General features: G+C 69.6%; 15 protein-coding genes. 13 read left to right on the top strand and 2 right to left on the bottom strand.

Annotated elements, in window-relative coordinates:
- The first annotated feature begins 118 nt into the window (after nt 1–118).
- From ABIE21_RS16195 to menC, 11 genes are all read left to right on the top strand, one after another.
- A complete protein-coding gene (locus ABIE21_RS16195; RefSeq protein WP_354025879.1) occupies nt 119–1,093 on the top strand; it encodes a carbohydrate ABC transporter permease in 975 nt (324 codons plus the stop codon).
- Nucleotides 1,093–1,995, top strand: a complete 903-nt coding sequence (locus ABIE21_RS16190; protein ID WP_354025878.1) for a carbohydrate ABC transporter permease — start codon at nt 1,093–1,095, stop codon at nt 1,993–1,995. The genes ABIE21_RS16195 and ABIE21_RS16190 overlap by 1 nt, the downstream gene beginning before the upstream one ends.
- Nucleotides 1,995–4,289 (top strand): alpha-xylosidase, encoded by a 2,295-nt coding sequence (yicI, locus tag ABIE21_RS16185; RefSeq protein WP_354025877.1) that lies wholly within the window; start codon nt 1,995–1,997, stop codon nt 4,287–4,289. Before ABIE21_RS16190 ends, yicI begins: the two co-directional genes overlap by 1 nt.
- A 60-nt stretch (nt 4,290–4,349) precedes the next feature.
- Nucleotides 4,350–5,378, top strand: a complete 1,029-nt coding sequence (locus ABIE21_RS16180) for a LacI family DNA-binding transcriptional regulator (protein WP_354025876.1) — start codon at nt 4,350–4,352, stop codon at nt 5,376–5,378.
- Between the two features lie 145 nt (nt 5,379–5,523).
- Nucleotides 5,524–6,753: a multidrug effflux MFS transporter gene (locus tag ABIE21_RS16175; RefSeq protein ID WP_354025875.1), complete on the top strand. Its 1,230-nt coding sequence runs from the start codon at nt 5,524–5,526 to the stop codon at nt 6,751–6,753.
- Between the two features lie 61 nt (nt 6,754–6,814).
- Complete coding sequence (locus ABIE21_RS16170; protein ID WP_354025874.1) at nt 6,815–7,984, top strand: sensor histidine kinase; 1,170 nt, start codon at nt 6,815–6,817, stop codon at nt 7,982–7,984.
- Nucleotides 7,981–9,111, top strand: coding sequence for a hypothetical protein (locus ABIE21_RS16165; RefSeq protein ID WP_354025873.1), 1,131 nt, complete (start codon nt 7,981–7,983; stop codon nt 9,109–9,111). Before ABIE21_RS16170 ends, ABIE21_RS16165 begins: the two co-directional genes overlap by 4 nt.
- Nucleotides 9,108–9,749, top strand: coding sequence for a phosphatase PAP2 family protein (locus ABIE21_RS16160; RefSeq protein ID WP_354025872.1), 642 nt, complete (start codon nt 9,108–9,110; stop codon nt 9,747–9,749). Before ABIE21_RS16165 ends, ABIE21_RS16160 begins: the two co-directional genes overlap by 4 nt.
- An 18-nt stretch (nt 9,750–9,767) precedes the next feature.
- The gene (locus ABIE21_RS16155) at nt 9,768–11,048 is read left to right on the top strand and encodes a saccharopine dehydrogenase family protein (protein ID WP_354025871.1); all 1,281 of its coding nucleotides are present in this window, start codon (nt 9,768–9,770) and stop codon (nt 11,046–11,048) included.
- Nucleotides 11,045–11,578 carry a TetR/AcrR family transcriptional regulator gene (locus ABIE21_RS16150; RefSeq protein ID WP_354025870.1) on the top strand — a complete coding sequence of 178 codons (534 nt, stop codon included), beginning with the start codon at nt 11,045–11,047 and terminating at the stop codon, nt 11,576–11,578. The genes ABIE21_RS16155 and ABIE21_RS16150 overlap by 4 nt, the downstream gene beginning before the upstream one ends.
- 13 nt (nt 11,579–11,591) lie before the next feature.
- The gene (gene menC, locus ABIE21_RS16145) at nt 11,592–12,695 is read left to right on the top strand and encodes an o-succinylbenzoate synthase (protein WP_354025869.1); all 1,104 of its coding nucleotides are present in this window, start codon (nt 11,592–11,594) and stop codon (nt 12,693–12,695) included.
- 34 nt (nt 12,696–12,729) lie between these two features.
- Here the strand turns inward: menC and ABIE21_RS16140 are convergent, their stop codons facing one another.
- Nucleotides 12,730–13,350: a hypothetical protein gene (locus tag ABIE21_RS16140; RefSeq protein ID WP_354025868.1), complete on the bottom strand. Its 621-nt coding sequence runs from the start codon at nt 13,348–13,350 to the stop codon at nt 12,730–12,732.
- A gap of 236 nt (nt 13,351–13,586) precedes the next feature.
- Here ABIE21_RS16140 and ABIE21_RS16135 point away from each other — a divergent pair, with 236 nt between their 5' ends.
- A complete protein-coding gene (locus ABIE21_RS16135) occupies nt 13,587–14,102 on the top strand; it encodes a septum formation family protein (RefSeq protein WP_354025867.1) in 516 nt (171 codons plus the stop codon).
- Nucleotides 14,102–15,136, top strand: a complete 1,035-nt coding sequence (locus ABIE21_RS16130) for a hypothetical protein (RefSeq protein ID WP_354025866.1) — start codon at nt 14,102–14,104, stop codon at nt 15,134–15,136. The genes ABIE21_RS16135 and ABIE21_RS16130 overlap by 1 nt, the downstream gene beginning before the upstream one ends.
- Here ABIE21_RS16130 and ABIE21_RS16125 read toward each other — a convergent pair.
- Nucleotides 15,129–15,632: a tetratricopeptide repeat protein gene (locus ABIE21_RS16125; RefSeq protein WP_354025865.1), complete on the bottom strand. Its 504-nt coding sequence runs from the start codon at nt 15,630–15,632 to the stop codon at nt 15,129–15,131. The genes ABIE21_RS16130 and ABIE21_RS16125 overlap by 8 nt on opposite strands.
- Between the last annotated feature and the right edge of the window lie 75 nt (nt 15,633–15,707).

Raw genomic sequence — 15,707 nt, 5'->3', positions numbered from 1 at the left:
CGGCGGGGGGGTCCAACCCCGCGGGGGGGCGCGCCCCCCCCCCCCCCCCCCCCGGGGGGGGGGGGGGGGGGGGGCCCCCCCCGCGCCCCCCGCCGCACGAGCAACGAAGGACACCGACATGGCGACACCACCCGCCGTCGTTCGACGACGAGCGACGCGACCGATCGACGAGCAGGCACTGCTCCCCAACAGCGGCAGAGGGGGCAGGGCGGGCTTCTGGCTGTATCTCATCCCGGGCTTCGTGCTCTTCGTGGTCGTCATCCTCATCCCGCTCGTGTGGAACGTCTACCTCAGCTTCACCGAGTGGCGCGGCATCAAGCCGCCGATCTGGATCGGACTCGACAACTGGATCGAGCTCGCCGGAGACGACAAGTTCTGGACATCCTTCGGCAACAGCGTCGCGATGATCGTGGCGATGGTGATCGTGCCGACCCTGCTCGGCCTGCTGCTCGCGGCCATGCTCTTCGACCTCGTGGGCAAGAAGTTCGGCGGGCGCCTCGCCAGCTTCCTGCGCGCCACCTACTACCTGCCGCAGATCCTGCCGGTCGCCGTGGCGGCCATCGTCATCGGCTGGATCCTCCGCCCCGAGAACGGCGCCCTGAACACGATCCTCGCCGCCATCGGCCTCGGCGACCTGCAGCGCAACTGGCTCGGCAGTCCCGATACCGCGCTGCTGAGCATCATGTTCGTGATGGTGTGGGTACAGCTCGGCTACCCCGTCGTCATCTTCATGGCGGCGTTGCAGCGCGTCGACCCCGAGCTCTACGAGGCGGCGGAACTCGACGGCGCGAACTGGATCCAGCGGTTCCGTTGGATCACGGTCAGTATCATCCGCCCCGAGATCTTCGTTGTGACCCTCACCTGCACGATCGCCGCGCTCAAGGTCTTCGGCCCGATCTACACGCTCACCCGCGGCGGGCCGGGCAACAGCACCATCGTGCCCAGCTACTACTCGTACAGCGAGTTCTTCCAGAACCAGCAGGTGGGCTACGGCGCCACCATCGCGACCGCCCTCACGGTGGTCATCGTGCTGCTGACCATCGTCTTCATCAAGGCCCAGACCCGGGCAGAACGAGCGGAGAGTGAGCGCTGATGGCTGTCATCGCCCCCGAACTGGAGACGTCCCGCGCACCGCGCGACGAGCATCCGTTGAAACTGCGCAAGCGCGCCACCAAGCGCACCCTCGCCGACTGGCTGATCCTGGTCGCCGCGATCGCGTTCGGCGCCCTCATCGCCGCACCCTTCGTGATCATCCTGATCAACTCGTTCAAGAGCCCGGCCGACTACGCGACCTCCGGTCCGCTCACCCTGCCCAGCAACCTGTACTTCGACGGCATCGCGAACTTCTGGGAGCGCGTCAACTTTCCCGAGAAACTCTGGAACAGCTTCTTCATCAGCGGCATGGTCGCGATCCTCGCCGTGGTGATCTCGGTCTTCAACGCCTTCGCGATCGGCATCGGCCGGGTGCGCGGCCGCACCTGGATCATCATCCTGTTCCTGCTGGCCAACATGCTGCCGCAGGAGGCGCTGCTGTACCCGCTGTACTACATGTTCAAGCAGGTGGGCCTGTACGACAACGTGTGGAGCGTCATCATCATCTTCACCGTGATCCAGAGCGCATTCGGCACCTACCTGCTGTCCGCTGTCTACGGCACGTTCCCGAAGGAGATCCTCGAGGCGGCGAGCCTCGACGGCGCCAGCCGCTGGCAGATCCTCTGGCGGGTCATCGTGCCGATCAGCCGTCCCACGCTCGCGGTGCTGGTGATCTTCTTCTTCATCTGGACGTGGAACGAGTTCCTCATCCCGCTCAGCTTCCTCGTGAGCAACGCGCACCAGACGGTGCCCGTCGCCATCGCGGTGCTGCAGGGGGACAGGCTGATGGATGTCACGACCACGAGTGCCTCGGCGCTGCTCGGCCTCATCCCGACCCTGATCTTCTTCCTCATCTTCCAGCGAACCCTCACCCGGGGCATCACGGCAGGAGCCGTCAAGTAATGAAATTCACCGACGGCTTCTGGCAGATGCGCCCCGGCGTCACCGCGCTCTACGCGCAGGAGGCCTACGACATCGTGCCCGGCGAGGGGCGGATCACCGTCACGGCACCCACCGCCGTGATCGCCACGCGGGGCACCACCCTCAACCGGCCGACGATGACGGTGACGTTGAGCTCGCCGCTGCCCGGGGTCATCGGCGTGAGGATCGAGCACTTCCAGGGCGCGGCGACCCGCGGCGGGTTCGACCTCGTCGGGGCCGAGACCGGGCACGGCGTCGTCTCCGTCGACGCCGACGGCGGCACGCTCACGAGCGGCGACCTCACCGCCAGAGTCGGCCAGGGCGCCCCGTGGAACCTGAGCTTCGAGTCCGGCGGACGGGTGCTCACCTCGAGCGGCCACCGCTCGGTCGGCTACGTCGGCGTCGCACCCGACGCCTTCGTCGACGCCGGGCCGGTCGGCGCCGGCAGGGCGTCCGCCTACGTGCACGAACAGCTCGCTCTCGGGGTGGGCGAGCTGGTCTACGGCCTCGGCGAGCGCTTCGGCCCGGTGGTGAAGAACGGCCAGAGCGTCGACATCTGGAACGCCGACGGCGGCACCTCGAGCGAGCAGGCCTACAAGAGTGTGCCGTTCTACCTGACCAACCGCGGCTACGGGGTGCTGGTCAACGACCCGGGCCACGTCTCGTTCGAGGTCGGTTCGGAGGCGGTCGAGCGGGTGCAGTTCTCGGTCGCGGGGGAGGCCCTCGAGTACTTCGTCATCGCGGGCGACGACCCGCGGCAGATCCTCGACCGGTACACGCAGCTCACCGGCCGGCCGGCGTCCTTGCCCGCCTGGTCGTACGGCCTGTGGCTCTCGACGAGCTTCACCACCGACTACGACGAGGCCACTGTGACGAGCTTCATCGACGGCATGGCCGAGCGCGACCTGCCGCTCAGCGTCTTCCACTTCGACTGTTTCTGGATGCGCGAGTTCAATTGGAGCGACTTCGAGTGGGACGCCCGCGTCTTCCCCGACCCGGTCGGCTTGCTGCGGAGGCTGCACGACCGCGGCCTGAAGGTCTGCGTCTGGATCAACCCGTACATCGGCCAGCGCTCGCCGCTGTTCGCCGAGGCGGCCGCCGCCGGCTACCTGGTGCGCAAGCCCGACGGCGACGTGTGGCAGTGGGACCTCTGGCAGGCGGGCATGGCGCTCGTCGACTTCACGAACCCCGACGCGACCCGGTGGTATCAGGACAAGCTGCGGGTGCTGCTCGGGCAGGGCGTCGACGCGTTCAAAACCGACTTCGGCGAGCGCATCCCGGTCGGCGTCGACTACTTCGACGGCGCCAGCCCGGAGCGGATGCACAACTGGTACACCCAGCTCTACAACCGGGCGGTCTTCGACCTGTTGGTCGAGGAGCGCGGCGAGGGGGAGGCGGTGCTGTTCGCCCGGTCGGCGACGGTGGGAGGCCAGACCATGCCCGTGCACTGGGGCGGAGACTCCACGTCGAGCTACGAGTCGATGGCGGAGACCCTGCGCGGGGGTCTCTCGATCGCTCTCAGCGGGTTCGCGTTCTGGAGCCACGACATCGGCGGCTTCGAGGGCGAGCCCGACGCGGGCGTCTTCAAGCGGTGGACCGCGTTCGGCCTGCTCTCGAGCCACAGCCGCTTCCACGGCAGCGACTCGTACCGGGTGCCGTGGAAGTTCGACGAGGAGGCGGTCGACGTCACCCGCATCTTCACGAAGCTCAAGCTCTCGCTGATGCCCTACCTCTACGCCGCCGGCACCGAGGCGACGACGCACGGAACCCCCGTGCTGCGGCCGATGCAGCTCGAGTTCGCCGACGACCCCGCCGTCGGCCACCTCGACCGGCAGTACATGTTCGGCCCCGACCTGCTCGTCGCCCCCGTGTTCTCCGCCGAGGGGACGGTCGAGTTCTACCTGCCCGCCGGCCTGTGGACCGACTACTTCACGGGCGAGACCGTCACCGGCCCCGGCTGGCGCACCGAGACCCACGGGTTCGACACCCTCCCGCTCTACGTTCGCGACGGCGCCGCGCTCGCCGTCGGCGCGCGCGACGACCGGCCCGACTACGACTACCTCGACGGACTGACCCTGAGGCTGTATCCCACGACGGGCGACGATCGCCGCGAGGTCGTCGTGACGACACCGGAGGGCGCATCCGCGGTCTTCAGCGTCGTTCGCCGGGGCGGCATCGCCATCGTCACCTCCGACGACGTCGCCGACTTCACGGTGAGCGTCGTCGGCGGGGCGACCGTCGCGGCGGCCGCCGGGCGCGCGGAGGTTGCCCTGTGACCCTCGGCCGGCGGGATATGGTGGCACGAGAAGCAGCGGCATAGGCGGAAGGGGGGCGTTGTGACCGGCGTACCTCCGACCGCCCGGCCGGCCACGATCTACGACGTGGCCAGGGTCGCCGGGGTCTCCCATCAGACCGTGTCGCTCTACCTGCGGGGGCACCAAGGCTTCCGCGACAGCACCCGGCAGCGCGTCGAGGAGGCGCTGGCCGAGCTGAACTACCGCCCCAACCTGGCGGCGAAGTCGCTCGCCACGAGCCGCTCGCACCGCATCGGCGCGCTGGTCTACGAGCTCACCGAGGTGGGCCCGAGCAAGACGATCCAGGGCGCCAGCGAGCGGGCGCGGGCCGCCGGTTACCTGCTCGACATCGTCAACCTCGACCCGAGCGACGATGGAGCCGTCGACCGCGCGCTCGGCCAGCTCGGCCAGCAGGACGTCGCCGGTATCCTCGCGTTCGCGCCCGTCGACCTCATCGCCGAGAAGATCGCGGCCGTGCCGTTCAACGTGCCCGTGATCACCGAGTCCGAGCGGGAGGACGCCCACGACTCGCCTCCGGACGGGATAAACCGGCCGGGGCTGGAGCTCGTCGTCGAGCACCTCGTGGGCCTCGGGCACCGTCGTTTCTTCCACCTGTCCGGCCCGCCCGACTGGGTGGCGTCGCGCAACCGGGTCACCGCCTACGAAGACGCCCTCGCCCACCACGGCGTGGTCTCGCTGGGCAGCATCCACGGCGACTGGAGCGCCGCCTCGGGCCACGCGGCCGCGACGCGAATGCCGCTCGATGTAGGCGTGACCGCTGTGATCGCTGCCAACGACCAGATGGCGCTCGGCGCCCTCCTCGCCCTCGAACAGCGCGGTGTCGCGGTACCCCGCGACATGAGCGTCACCGGTTTCGACGACATCCCCGAGTCGGCCTTCTACCGGCCGCCGCTCACCACCGTTCGCGTCGACTACGCCCAGCAGGGACGCGTCCTGGTGGAGCGGCTGCTGCGGCTGATCGACAGTGTGGATGCCCCGGAGGCGACGACACCCCCGCGCCTCGTCGCCCGCGCGTCGACCGCGCCGCCGCCCCTCCCGCGGTCCCGGTAACCGATTGCCCCACGACGTCGGAGCGGGGTTATAGGCTGGTCGGCGGGGTTCGCGGCGCAGCTGGCCCACGACCGCCGCGCGCCGACCCGGGTGCGGCCATGAGCGCTCTGCCTCGCTCGCATTCGTTGCTAGGAACACCTCTCTCTTGACCACCGTTGTACACCCGGGCGACTCCCTGTCGGCCCGCCAGAAGTTCGTCTACGTCATCGTGCTCGGCGCGCTCACCGCCCTCGGCCCCTTCACCATCGACCTGTACCTGCCCGCATTCCCCTCGCTCGCGTCGGAGCTCGGGGTCTCGGCGACGGCGATCCAGCTCACCCTCACCGCGACGACCATCGGGTTCGCGCTCGGCCAGCTGCTGGTCGGTCCGTGGAGCGACAAGGTGGGACGCCGCATGCCGCTCATCATCGCCACTGGCCTGCACATCGTGGCGAGCTTCGGCGTCGCACTCGCCCCCGACGTGATGTGGGTGGCGGTGTTCCGGGTGCTCCAGGGCGTCGGCGCTGCCGGCGGCGGTGTCGTGGCGATGGCCATGGTGCGCGACCTGTTCGGCGGGCTGCCGCTCGTGCGCATGCTCTCCCGACTCGCCCTCGTCAGCGGGCTGGCACCCATCCTCGCTCCGCTCATCGGCTCTCAGCTGCTCCTCGTGCTCGACTGGCGTGGGATCTTCTGGTTCCTCGCCGGCTACGGCATCTTCGCGATCCTCGCCGCCGTCTTCTTCCTCGTCGAGACGCTCCCCGTGGCCCGACGCGAGGACCGCGGCCACAGCTCGGTGGGCGAGCGCTACAAGGCGCTGTTCAGCGACCGGGTGTTCGTGGGCGTCACCCTCATCGCCGGCATGACCTTCTCCGGGTTGTTCGCGTACCTGTCGGCGTCGTCGTTCCTGTTCCAGGACATCTACGGCCTCGACGCCCAGCAGTTCGGGCTGCTCTTCGCCATCAACTCGGTGGGCATCGTCGTCGGCGTGCAGGCGAGCTCGCGCCTGGCGAAGTTCGTCGGCCCGCAGTGGATCCTGCTCGGCGCCATCGGCGGGATGCTGGTCTCTGCGATGATGATCGTGGTGCTCGACCTCGCGGGTGTCGGCCTGCTCGGCGTCGTCGTGCCGCTGTTCTTCTTCATCACCTCCTGCGGATTCGCGTTCCCCTGCCAGCAGGTGCTCGCCCTCGCCGGTCACGGCGGCGAGGCGGCCACCGCCGCCTCCGTGATGGGCGCGGTGAACTTCGGCTTCGCGGGCCTGATCTCGCCCATCGTCGGCACCTTCGGAATCCACAACGCCGTGCCTATGGGCGCCACCATGGCGATCACCGCCTCCGTGTCGCTCGCGGTGATGTGGCTCGTCGTGCGGCCGCGTACGGTACCCGCGCTCGTGCACTGAGTGACAACTGCTCGATAAAGGCCGGTCGCGCCGTTAGTCTGATGGCTAAGAAAGGGCCGACATGTCTCTCGTCTTCCCCAATGCGTTGGCGGCAAAGACCACCAATCTCGCGCTGGCGAGGGGCTCGTTCTGGTTCGGAACGGTGTGTCTCGCCGCGGTCTTCGTGAGCCTCGCCCTGATCCAGGCCGATCGCGGCACCGCCAGGGCCTGGCTCGTCTTCGTGGCCATCGCCATGATCGCCGTGTCCGGCATTCTGGTCGCTGTAGCGGGGGAGCACAGGGCCTGGCTGGTGATCGCCGCCGCCGGCATCGCGCTCGTCGCCATCACCGTCTACGCCAGCGTCCTGCTGCCCAACCTCAGGTCTTTCGACTCGAGCGACTCGATCCTGCTGTCGCTTCCGAAGGTCGCGATCGTCGTCTTCGGCGCCGTCGTGGGAAGGTACTACTCGGGTCTCGTCGGGGTCGCAGTCGCCCTCGCCATCGCCGAGCTCCCGGTGGCCTACCTGTCGATCGCGTCGGGGCACTCCTACGGGGTCGACGTGCCGGTGCTCGCGTGCGCGGCGCTGCTTTTTCTCATCATCGGCCTGTTGCGCGTCAGTCGGAAGCGCACCAGGGCGAGCGAGCCGCTGATCGCACTGGCCGAGCAGCAGGACCGCGATGCGACGGAGCTCGCTCGTGCCGAACACCTCTCCTCCGCGCTCGTGCACGACACGATCCTCAACGAGCTGGCCGTCGTCGCGACCGTCGCCCCCGGCGCCCTGCCGGATCGGGCGCGCGCCCAGATAGCGCGCAGTCTCGCTATGCGCAGGGTCGACGACGAGCACGCGGGGGAGGTGGCGGCCGACGTCCTGGGCGGCGACGTGGCGGCGGCCGTCGAGGAGGCGCGCGCGCTCGGCCTCGACGTGTCGGTTGCCGGCGAGGTCGCCGCGGTCGAGTCGCTCGACGCGCGCACCTCGGTCGCGCTGGGCCTCGCGGTGCTGCAGTGTCTGACCAACGTCGTGGCGCACGCGCGCACCGACTCCGCGGAGCTCACCATCGTGTCGACCGACGACGCCGTGTGCGTCATGGTCGTCGACTTCGGCGTCGGGTTCGTCGAGGCAGAGCTGCACTCCGACCGGCTCGGACTCCGGCACTCCGTGCGCGGGCGCATCGCCGATGTCGGCGGCTCCGTCCAGGTCTGGAGCGCGCCGGGTGCCGGCACCGCGGTCTCGCTCATGGTGCCACGCTCGTGAGGAACGACACCGCGCAGCGACTCGACCCGCTCGGCGGCCTCACCGCCCGCCCGTTCGTGATCGGAGCGGTCGCCGTCTCCCTCCTCGTGTCGGTCTCGATGAGCATCACCTCTGCGTCGCAGGTCTCCTCCCCGCCGCTCGAGATCGCCGGGCTGCTGGCGCTCGCCGCGGCGGGGGTGTTCTTCATCCGGGCGTCGAGCCCCTTCCGGGCACCCTTCCCGCTCCGCGCCCACGCGACCGTGTGCCTGCTCGCGCTGCTGGCGATCCTGCTCAACTCACTCGCCCAGTGGGGCAGCAACGAGGTGGTGCGCGACGACTGGGGGGCGGTCGCGCTCGCCATCCTCACCCTGATGTTCGGCTCCTACCGGCCGGGCTGGGAGATCATGGTCTGCGCGGTCGTCTGCTCCGCGGTGATCGGCGGCCTCGCCGTCGCCCAGGCGCACACCTTCGTCGCCGACGTGCCCGCCCCCGTCTTCGGCATCCTCGCCGCGGTGCCCGTTCTCGCCGCCGGCGCGGCCGCGAGCACGTTCTCACGCAGCCTGGTCGGCAGCCTGCTCGAATGGCGGTCCGCGCACGGCCGACCCGAGGCATCCGTGTCTGGCGACGGCGACGGCGCAGGTCGGACGGACACCGCCAGGGCCAGCCACCTCGTGCACCTCTCCGAGCAGGTGTTCCCCTTTCTCGAGGGCGTCGTGCGCCACCCGCAGCTCACCGCCGCCGACGGCGACCGCGCCCGCGTGCTCGCCCGCGAGCTGCGCATGCTCATGGTCATCGACGCGGAGCGCAGCTGGCTCATGCGGCTCGTGCGCGACGTGCGCGACCCTCAGCACGTCGCAGACGGCATGGGCGAGGCCGAGCGTGGGTATGTGCGCGCCATGGTCGGACACATGCGCCGAGACGACGGGCTGACGGCCGAGCGGATGCGCCTGACGCTGCACGCCGAGGGGTCTCACGCGACCTGCACACTCTCGGTGCCGTGCGCCCCCGAGCACAACCCCCGCGTGCAACTGGCCCCCTACATCGCCGTGGGCCGTAGCATCTTCGATAGCGTGGACTGGCGGGTGGAGCGCGGCATGCTCACCCTGCGCCTGACCTTCCAGCCGAACGAGACCCGGGGTAATCCGTGACCGACACCGAACATCCCGTAGTACAGCGCGTCTCGCGGCGCTGGCCGCTGGTGAGCGGAGTCGTCGCGATCCTGCTCGCCGCGAGCCTCGGCGCCATCATCGCGGTGCGCGGCAACACGCCGTTCGAGGGCGACCTCGAGTGGATGGAGGAGATCCTCGAGCACCGCAACCCGTTCTGGGAGGTGCCGTCGCTCGTGATGAACTTCCTCGGAGGGGGATGGTTCGCCTTCGCGCTGCCCGCCGCGATCGCCATCGCGCTGTGCGTGCGGCGGTGGTTCTGGAGCGCGCTCTTCCTCGCCGTCTCGAGCGTCGCCAGCGCGCTGCTCGTGCAGCTGCTCAAGGGCGTCGTCGGGCGGCCGCGCCCCGAGGAGATGCTCGTCGTCTCCGACTTCGGCTCGTTCCCCTCCGGCCACGCCGCGAACGCCGCGACGCTCGCGGTCTGCCTCGGCCTGATCTTCTGGCGCGCCTGGGTCTGGGTCGCGGGCGCCTGCTACGTGATTCTGATGATGCTGAGCCGCACGTATCTCGGCGTGCACTGGGTCAGCGACACCGTCGGCGGGGTGCTCGTCGGCGTCGCCGTGGCCCTCATAGTCTGGGCCCCCCTCGCGCACAAGCTTCGGCGGGAAACTCAGGGCTGACGCGGTACCTTCTTTGCTATGAGAATTCTGCTCGTGGGTGCCGGCGGTGTCGGCAACGCGATAGCGAAGATCGCGGCCCGCCGATCGTTCTACGAACTGATCGTGGTGAGCGACTACGACCTGGCCCGTGCGCAGAGCGCCGTCAGCTGGATCGCCGCCCGGCACGGCGTCGCCGTGTCGTCCCGGTTCGTGGCCGCGCGCATCGACGCGTCCGACCCCGACAACGTCACCGCCCTCGCCCGGGAGCACGGCGCGACGCACGTCATGAACGCTGTCGAGCCCAAGTTCGTGCCCACGATCTTCGCCGGAGCCCTCGCGGCGGGAGCCGACTATCTCGACATGGCGATGAGCCTCTCGGAACCGCACCACACCTTCCCGCACGAGCAGACCGGGGTGAAGCTCGGCGACGACCAGTTCGCGCAGGCGCCCGACTGGGAGACCGAGGGGCGGCTCGCGCTCGTCGGAATGGGCGTCGAGCCCGGGCTCAGCGACGTGTTCGCGCGCTACGCCGCCGACCACCTGTTCTCCGAGATCGACGAGCTCGGCACTCGCGACGGTGCCAACCTCGTCGTGCGCGACGAGGCGGGCAACGAGATCTTCGCTCCCTCCTTCTCGATCTGGACGACCATCGAGGAGTGCCTCAACCCGCCGGTGATCTGGGAGAAGGACCGCGGCTGGTTCACAACGGCGCCGTTCAGCGAGCCGGAGGTATTCGACTTTCCCGACGGCATCGGCCCGGTCGAGTGCGTCAACGTGGAGCACGAGGAGGTGCTGCTGATGCCCCGCTGGATCGACGCGAAACGCGTCACGTTCAAGTACGGGCTCGGCAACGAGTTCATCGGAATCCTGAAGACCCTGCACCAGCTCGGCCTCGACAAGACCGAGCCTCTCGCCGTGCGCAGCGCCGACGGCCCAGTGCGGGTCGCGCCGCGCGACGTGGTCGCGGCGGGCCTGCCCGACCCCGCGTCGATCGGACCGCGGATGACCGGCAAGACCTGCGCCGGGGTGTGGGTCACCGGAACCGGCCGGGACGGCGCCCCTCGCGAGGTCTACCTGTACCACGTCGCCGACAACGAGTGGACGATGGCCGAGTACGAGAGCCAGTGCGTCGTCTGGCAGACGGCCCTCAACTCCGTGATCGCGCTCGAGCTGCTCGCGACCGGCGTCTGGAGCGGCCGCGGAGTCCTCGGTCCCGAGGCCTTCGACGCCGCACCGTTCCTCGAGCTCATGGCCCGCCCCGTCGACGACGGGGGCTACGGTCAGACCTGGGGGCTGCAGGACCGGCTGGTCGCGAAGTGAGCGAGCCGCGCGCCAACGAGCTGCTCGCCATCGCGCTCGCCGTGCTCGAGGAGGAGGGGCTGGAGAAGCTCGGCGTCGGCACCATCTCCCGTCGCGCCGGCATCAAGCCCCCGTCGCTCTACAAACAGTTCACGAGCAAGGCCGACATCGAGCAGCAGCTCTCGGACCTCGGCTTCCGGCTGTGGGCCAGAGAGCTCGCCGCGGCATCCGCAGCACTGCCCCCGACGGCGAGCCGACGCGACCACATCGCAGCCCTCGCCTTCTCGTACCGCGCCCTGGGCCGGGGCAACCCGCAGCTGTTCCGGCTGATGAACGAGCGCCCGTTGCTCGGGCCGCAGCTCGTCAGCGCGGTGGGCGAGGCCGGCGCGATCGACTACGGCGAACTCTTCCCTACCCTCACCGCGGGGATGAGCTTCTGGGCCTGGGGCCACGGAATCCTCATGCTGGAGATCGTCGGCAGGTTCCCGCCCGAAGTCGACCTCGACGAGATGTGGAACACCATGATCGACTCCGTCGGGTCGATCGAGTGACGGGCGGTCGGCCATGAGGATTCTCGCGCTCGAGCTGCACCGGGTGGCCATGCCGCTCGTGCGTCCCTTCGAGACCTCGTTCGGTCGGCAGTCGGCGCGCGACGTGCTGCTCGTCCGCGTGCGCACGACGGAGGGCGACGGGTGGGGCGAATGCGTGGCCATGGCCGACCCGGTGTACTCGAGCGAGTACGTCGCCGGTGCCGAGGCCGTCATCCGCGACTATCTCGGACCCGCGCTGCTCGCCACCGAGTCGGTCACGGCGGAGACGGTGGCCGAGGTTCTCTCCTTTGTCGTAGGGCACCGCATGGCGAAGGCCGCCGTGGAGACGGCGGTGCTCGACGCGCAGACCCGAGCCGAGGGGCTGAGCTTCGGGGAGTACTTCGGCGCCGACCGTGACCTCGTCGACTGCGGCGTCTCGGTGGGCATCGCGGCGACCGTCGACGAGCTGCTCGACGAGGTCGACGGCTACGTCGCCGAGGGCTACCGTCGCATCAAGCTGAAGATCAAACCCGGGTGGGACATCGAACCCGTGCGGGCGGTGCGCGAGCTCATCGGCGACCTGCCCCTGCAGGTCGACGCGAACACCGCGTACACGCGCGCGGACATCGAGCACCTCGGGCGGCTCGACGAGTTCGGGCTCCTGCTCATCGAGCAGCCCTTCGTCGAGGACGACATGCTCACCCACATCGCCCTCGCCGCCGAGATCGCGACGCCCGTCTGTCTCGACGAGTCGATCGTGAACGCCGACGTGGCGGTCGACGCGATCGGGCGGGGCGCCACGAGCATCGTGAACATCAAGGCGGGCCGCGTCGGCGGCTACCTCGAGGCGGTGCGGGTGCACGACGCCTGCGCCGAGCTGGGTGTGCCGGTGTGGTGCGGCGGCATGCTCGAGACCGGCGTCGGACGCGCCGCCAACGTGGCGCTCGCCGCCATGGCCAACTTCACCCTGCCCGGCGACACCTCCGGTTCGAGCCGCTACTACGCAGAAGACCTCACCGAGCCGTTCGTGCTCGTCGACGGGCGGCTCGCGGTGCCCACCGGCGCGGGCAGCGGCGTCGAGGTGCGCGAGGAGCTGCTCGCCGAGTGGGCGTTGCGCGCGCCGATCACGTTGCGCTAGGCAACGCTGTGCTGAGCAACGCTGTGCTCGCTCCTCAGGTGAGACCCATCGACGCCAGCCCCAGGTAGACCAGGCTGCCGCCGACGAGAACGCTGCCCGCGAAGGCGACGACGGCCAGGTACGGTCGTCGCTCGAACCAGTAGAGCAGCCCCGGGTACTGTTCGAGCAGTTCGCGGTTGCTGAGCGGCTCACCGAGGTCGGTCGGCTCGATCCCGAGTCCGTCGGCGACGGCGGTCATCGCCTCGAGCGACCAGAACTGTCCACGCATCCGCACGAGCTGATTGCCGTGCTCGTCGCATACGAAGAGCTGGGGCACGGTGTCTGCGCCGCCCCCGTGGAAGGTGTGGGCGAGGACGACAGCGCCGATCTCCTCGGCCGGCACCGAGGTGAGCGATCCGAAGAACCCGCGCTCGGTTATCCTCTCCGGCGACACCCAGATCGCTACCCTGAAGTAGGTCCAGCACGCCAGCAGCAGGAGCAGCGAGGCCACGAGCTGCACTGCGACCACGACCGGCCACGGACCGTTAGGCACGGTGAGGAAGTACAGAACGCCGAACGACGGCACGAGGAACGCGAGCGCGGCTGCCAGCCCCTGGTGCAACAGTCGGCGCAGCGGGCGAATCCGCTCGCCTCCCACCGGTGCACTGCCCCGCATGCCGTCCAACTCCCCTCGAGGGGACGCCACAGCGACAGCCCCCGACCCCGCGTCACACTAGCCAGCCCGCTTGTGCAACACCTGTAGGTCAAGAGTGCGATGCTACGGGACATCCGGATAGGGCTTGATTCTCAGGCGTCATAAAAGGCCAACCGGAGGAGCTCTCAATATCGCTAGTATCGACTCGCACCCCTCGAAGGGGGCGCTCACCAGCATCGATCATGAAAGTCGAGCCCATGTCCGCACTCCGCCTGCCGTCCCGCCTCGCCCTCGCCTCAGTAGTCGCCCTCGCGGCGGTCGCATCGCTCGGCGGCTGCGCCGTGCTCGAGAACATCTTCCCCGCGCAGGCGGAACGCGACGCCGAGACCCAGCAGATCGCCGAGGCGGGGCAGCAGGACGTATTCACCGTCGCGCTGGGCGACTGCTTCAACAACGACGCAGCGGCCATCGACAACGAAGAGATCTCCGACCTGCCCGCCGTTCCCTGCGCGGAGCCGCACGACAACGAGGTCTTCCTCCTGTTCGACCTCGCCGGTGACGAGTTCCCCGTCGACGTCGACCAGCTCGCCGACGACGGATGCTTCGCGCAGTTCGAGACGTTCGTCGGAATGCCCTACGAGACGTCGGTGCTCGACTACTTCCCGATCCAGCCGACGGTGGAGACCTGGGCGGAGGGCGACCGCGAGGTCATCTGCTCGGTATTCGAACCCGAGGTGCAGACCACCGGAACGCTCGCCGGCGCGGCCCGCTAGTGTCTGCGGCCCAGTACGCCCCCGCGGTCGGTGCCTCGGCTACCCGTACATACTCGAGCGCATGGGGAGGCCGCCTGGTCTCCCTCCTCACGGGCGTCGTCGGTGTTCCTCTGCTCGCCGTCGGGCTGACGAAGCTCGTGCTCGAGCTCATGCTCGACATCGACGACAGCAAGATCCTGATCGCGGTGTGCGTCGCAATCCTCGTGATCGGCGGCGTCTGGCTGCTCGTGCACGTGTTCGTGACCGGCCCGATACGGTTCGAGACGGATGCCCGCTCTGTTCGGCTGCGCAGAGGCCCTCGGGTCACGAACGAATGGCAGCGCGACTCGACGATCTTCGCATCGCTCGTCGAACGCCAGAGCACCAACGGCGTGCCGAGCGGCTCGGTGCGCAAGGTCTTCGCCACCACGAGCGCGGAGCGCACCGAAGTCGTCTGCCGCTGGTTCACCGCGTCGACGTTCAACGACCTCATGGCCGACCTGTCGCCGGTCGGCGCCCCGACGGGCGACCCGGCCGTCCTCGTCGGCGCGCCCCGATCGTTCACACTCGACCCGCGCGCCGGACGGCCGACGGGCGCGCGGCGGGCGACGTCCATAGCGCTGCTGTCCGTCGCGGTACTCGGACTGCTGGTCGGCTGGATCTACCTGATCTCGGAGTCGCAGAACGACCCGGGGTTCCTGGCCTTCACGGCGATCTTCGTCTCCGTTCTGCTGCTCGTCGTCGTCGTCGCCTTCGGTGTACGCCGCCGTCGCGCCGCGAGGATCCCGAAGAGCATCACCGTCACGGGCGCGACGGTGCAGTTCGACGGAACGGCGCTCTACTTCGCCCAGCTCTCGAGCATCGAGCTGACCCCGCCCGGCTACAGCGGCAACGCGCGGCGCATCGTGCTCGTCGAGAAGACGGGAACCCGCACCAGCTACCCCCTCGGCGGCGCGGCCACCCGGGGCGGCGCCGTTTTCGCCGACTACGACGAATTCGTCGGGCTGCTCGGCAGGCTCGCCCCGACCGGTCTCGTGCGGTTCGACCTCAGGTAGCGGGTCTCTCGACGATCAGGCGGGCGTAGTCGGTGAGCGACCGCTGGTAGCGCGGCAGGTGCGGCGCCAGCGCTGACAGCGACAGCGAGAGCGCCTCGTCGTGCCGCCCGACGTCGTGCAACGCGAGGGCGAGAAACGCCGCGACGGCGTCGTCGAGCGCGTCGGACGTGCGATTGCGCTCCCGCTCGAGCAGCGTCACGCTCTCCTCGGCCTGACCCAGGTTGCGCAGCGAACTGGCCAGCTGGATCACGGCCCGTCGTCGTCGCTCGCCGCTCAGCCCGGCCTCGAGCGCCTCACGGTAGAGCGGGACGGCGAGGTCGGGGTGCCCGGTGGAGTCCTGCGCGCCCGCGCGTTCGAACGAGGCCGTCGCGCTGCCCGGCGGCAGCTGAGCAAGGAGGGTCTCGAGTTCGGCGACGAACTCGCCCCCCGTGTGGTCCTGGATCGTCGCCCAGAGGTCGGCGAGGCGTTCTTCCCAGTCGTCGGCGAGAGGTTCCATGCGACCACGGTAGCCCTCTGGCGGCCCGCCGCAACCGGGCCCCCAGTCCGGGCCCCCAGTCCGGGGCTCCAGCGG

This window comes from Conyzicola nivalis (genome assembly GCF_040548875.1).
Taxonomy (GTDB): domain Bacteria; phylum Actinomycetota; class Actinomycetes; order Actinomycetales; family Microbacteriaceae; genus Conyzicola; species Conyzicola nivalis_A.
Note: the sequence above shows the minus strand (reverse complement) of the source record. Positions and strands in the feature narration are given on the sequence as shown.

Coding starts and splice junctions, on each gene's coding strand:
- ABIE21_RS16195 (WP_354025879.1), top strand. CDS start 119: ATGGCGACACCACCCGCCGTCGTTCGACGACGAGCGACGCGACCGATC.
- ABIE21_RS16190 (WP_354025878.1), top strand. CDS start 1,093: ATGGCTGTCATCGCCCCCGAACTGGAGACGTCCCGCGCACCGCGCGAC.
- yicI (WP_354025877.1), top strand. CDS start 1,995: ATGAAATTCACCGACGGCTTCTGGCAGATGCGCCCCGGCGTCACCGCG.
- ABIE21_RS16170 (WP_354025874.1), top strand. CDS start 6,815: ATGTCTCTCGTCTTCCCCAATGCGTTGGCGGCAAAGACCACCAATCTC.
- ABIE21_RS16155 (WP_354025871.1), top strand. CDS start 9,768: ATGAGAATTCTGCTCGTGGGTGCCGGCGGTGTCGGCAACGCGATAGCG.
- menC (WP_354025869.1), top strand. CDS start 11,592: ATGAGGATTCTCGCGCTCGAGCTGCACCGGGTGGCCATGCCGCTCGTG.
- ABIE21_RS16140 (WP_354025868.1), bottom strand. CDS start 13,350: ATGCGGGGCAGTGCACCGGTGGGAGGCGAGCGGATTCGCCCGCTGCGC.
- ABIE21_RS16135 (WP_354025867.1), top strand. CDS start 13,587: ATGTCCGCACTCCGCCTGCCGTCCCGCCTCGCCCTCGCCTCAGTAGTC.
- ABIE21_RS16125 (WP_354025865.1), bottom strand. CDS start 15,632: ATGGAACCTCTCGCCGACGACTGGGAAGAACGCCTCGCCGACCTCTGG.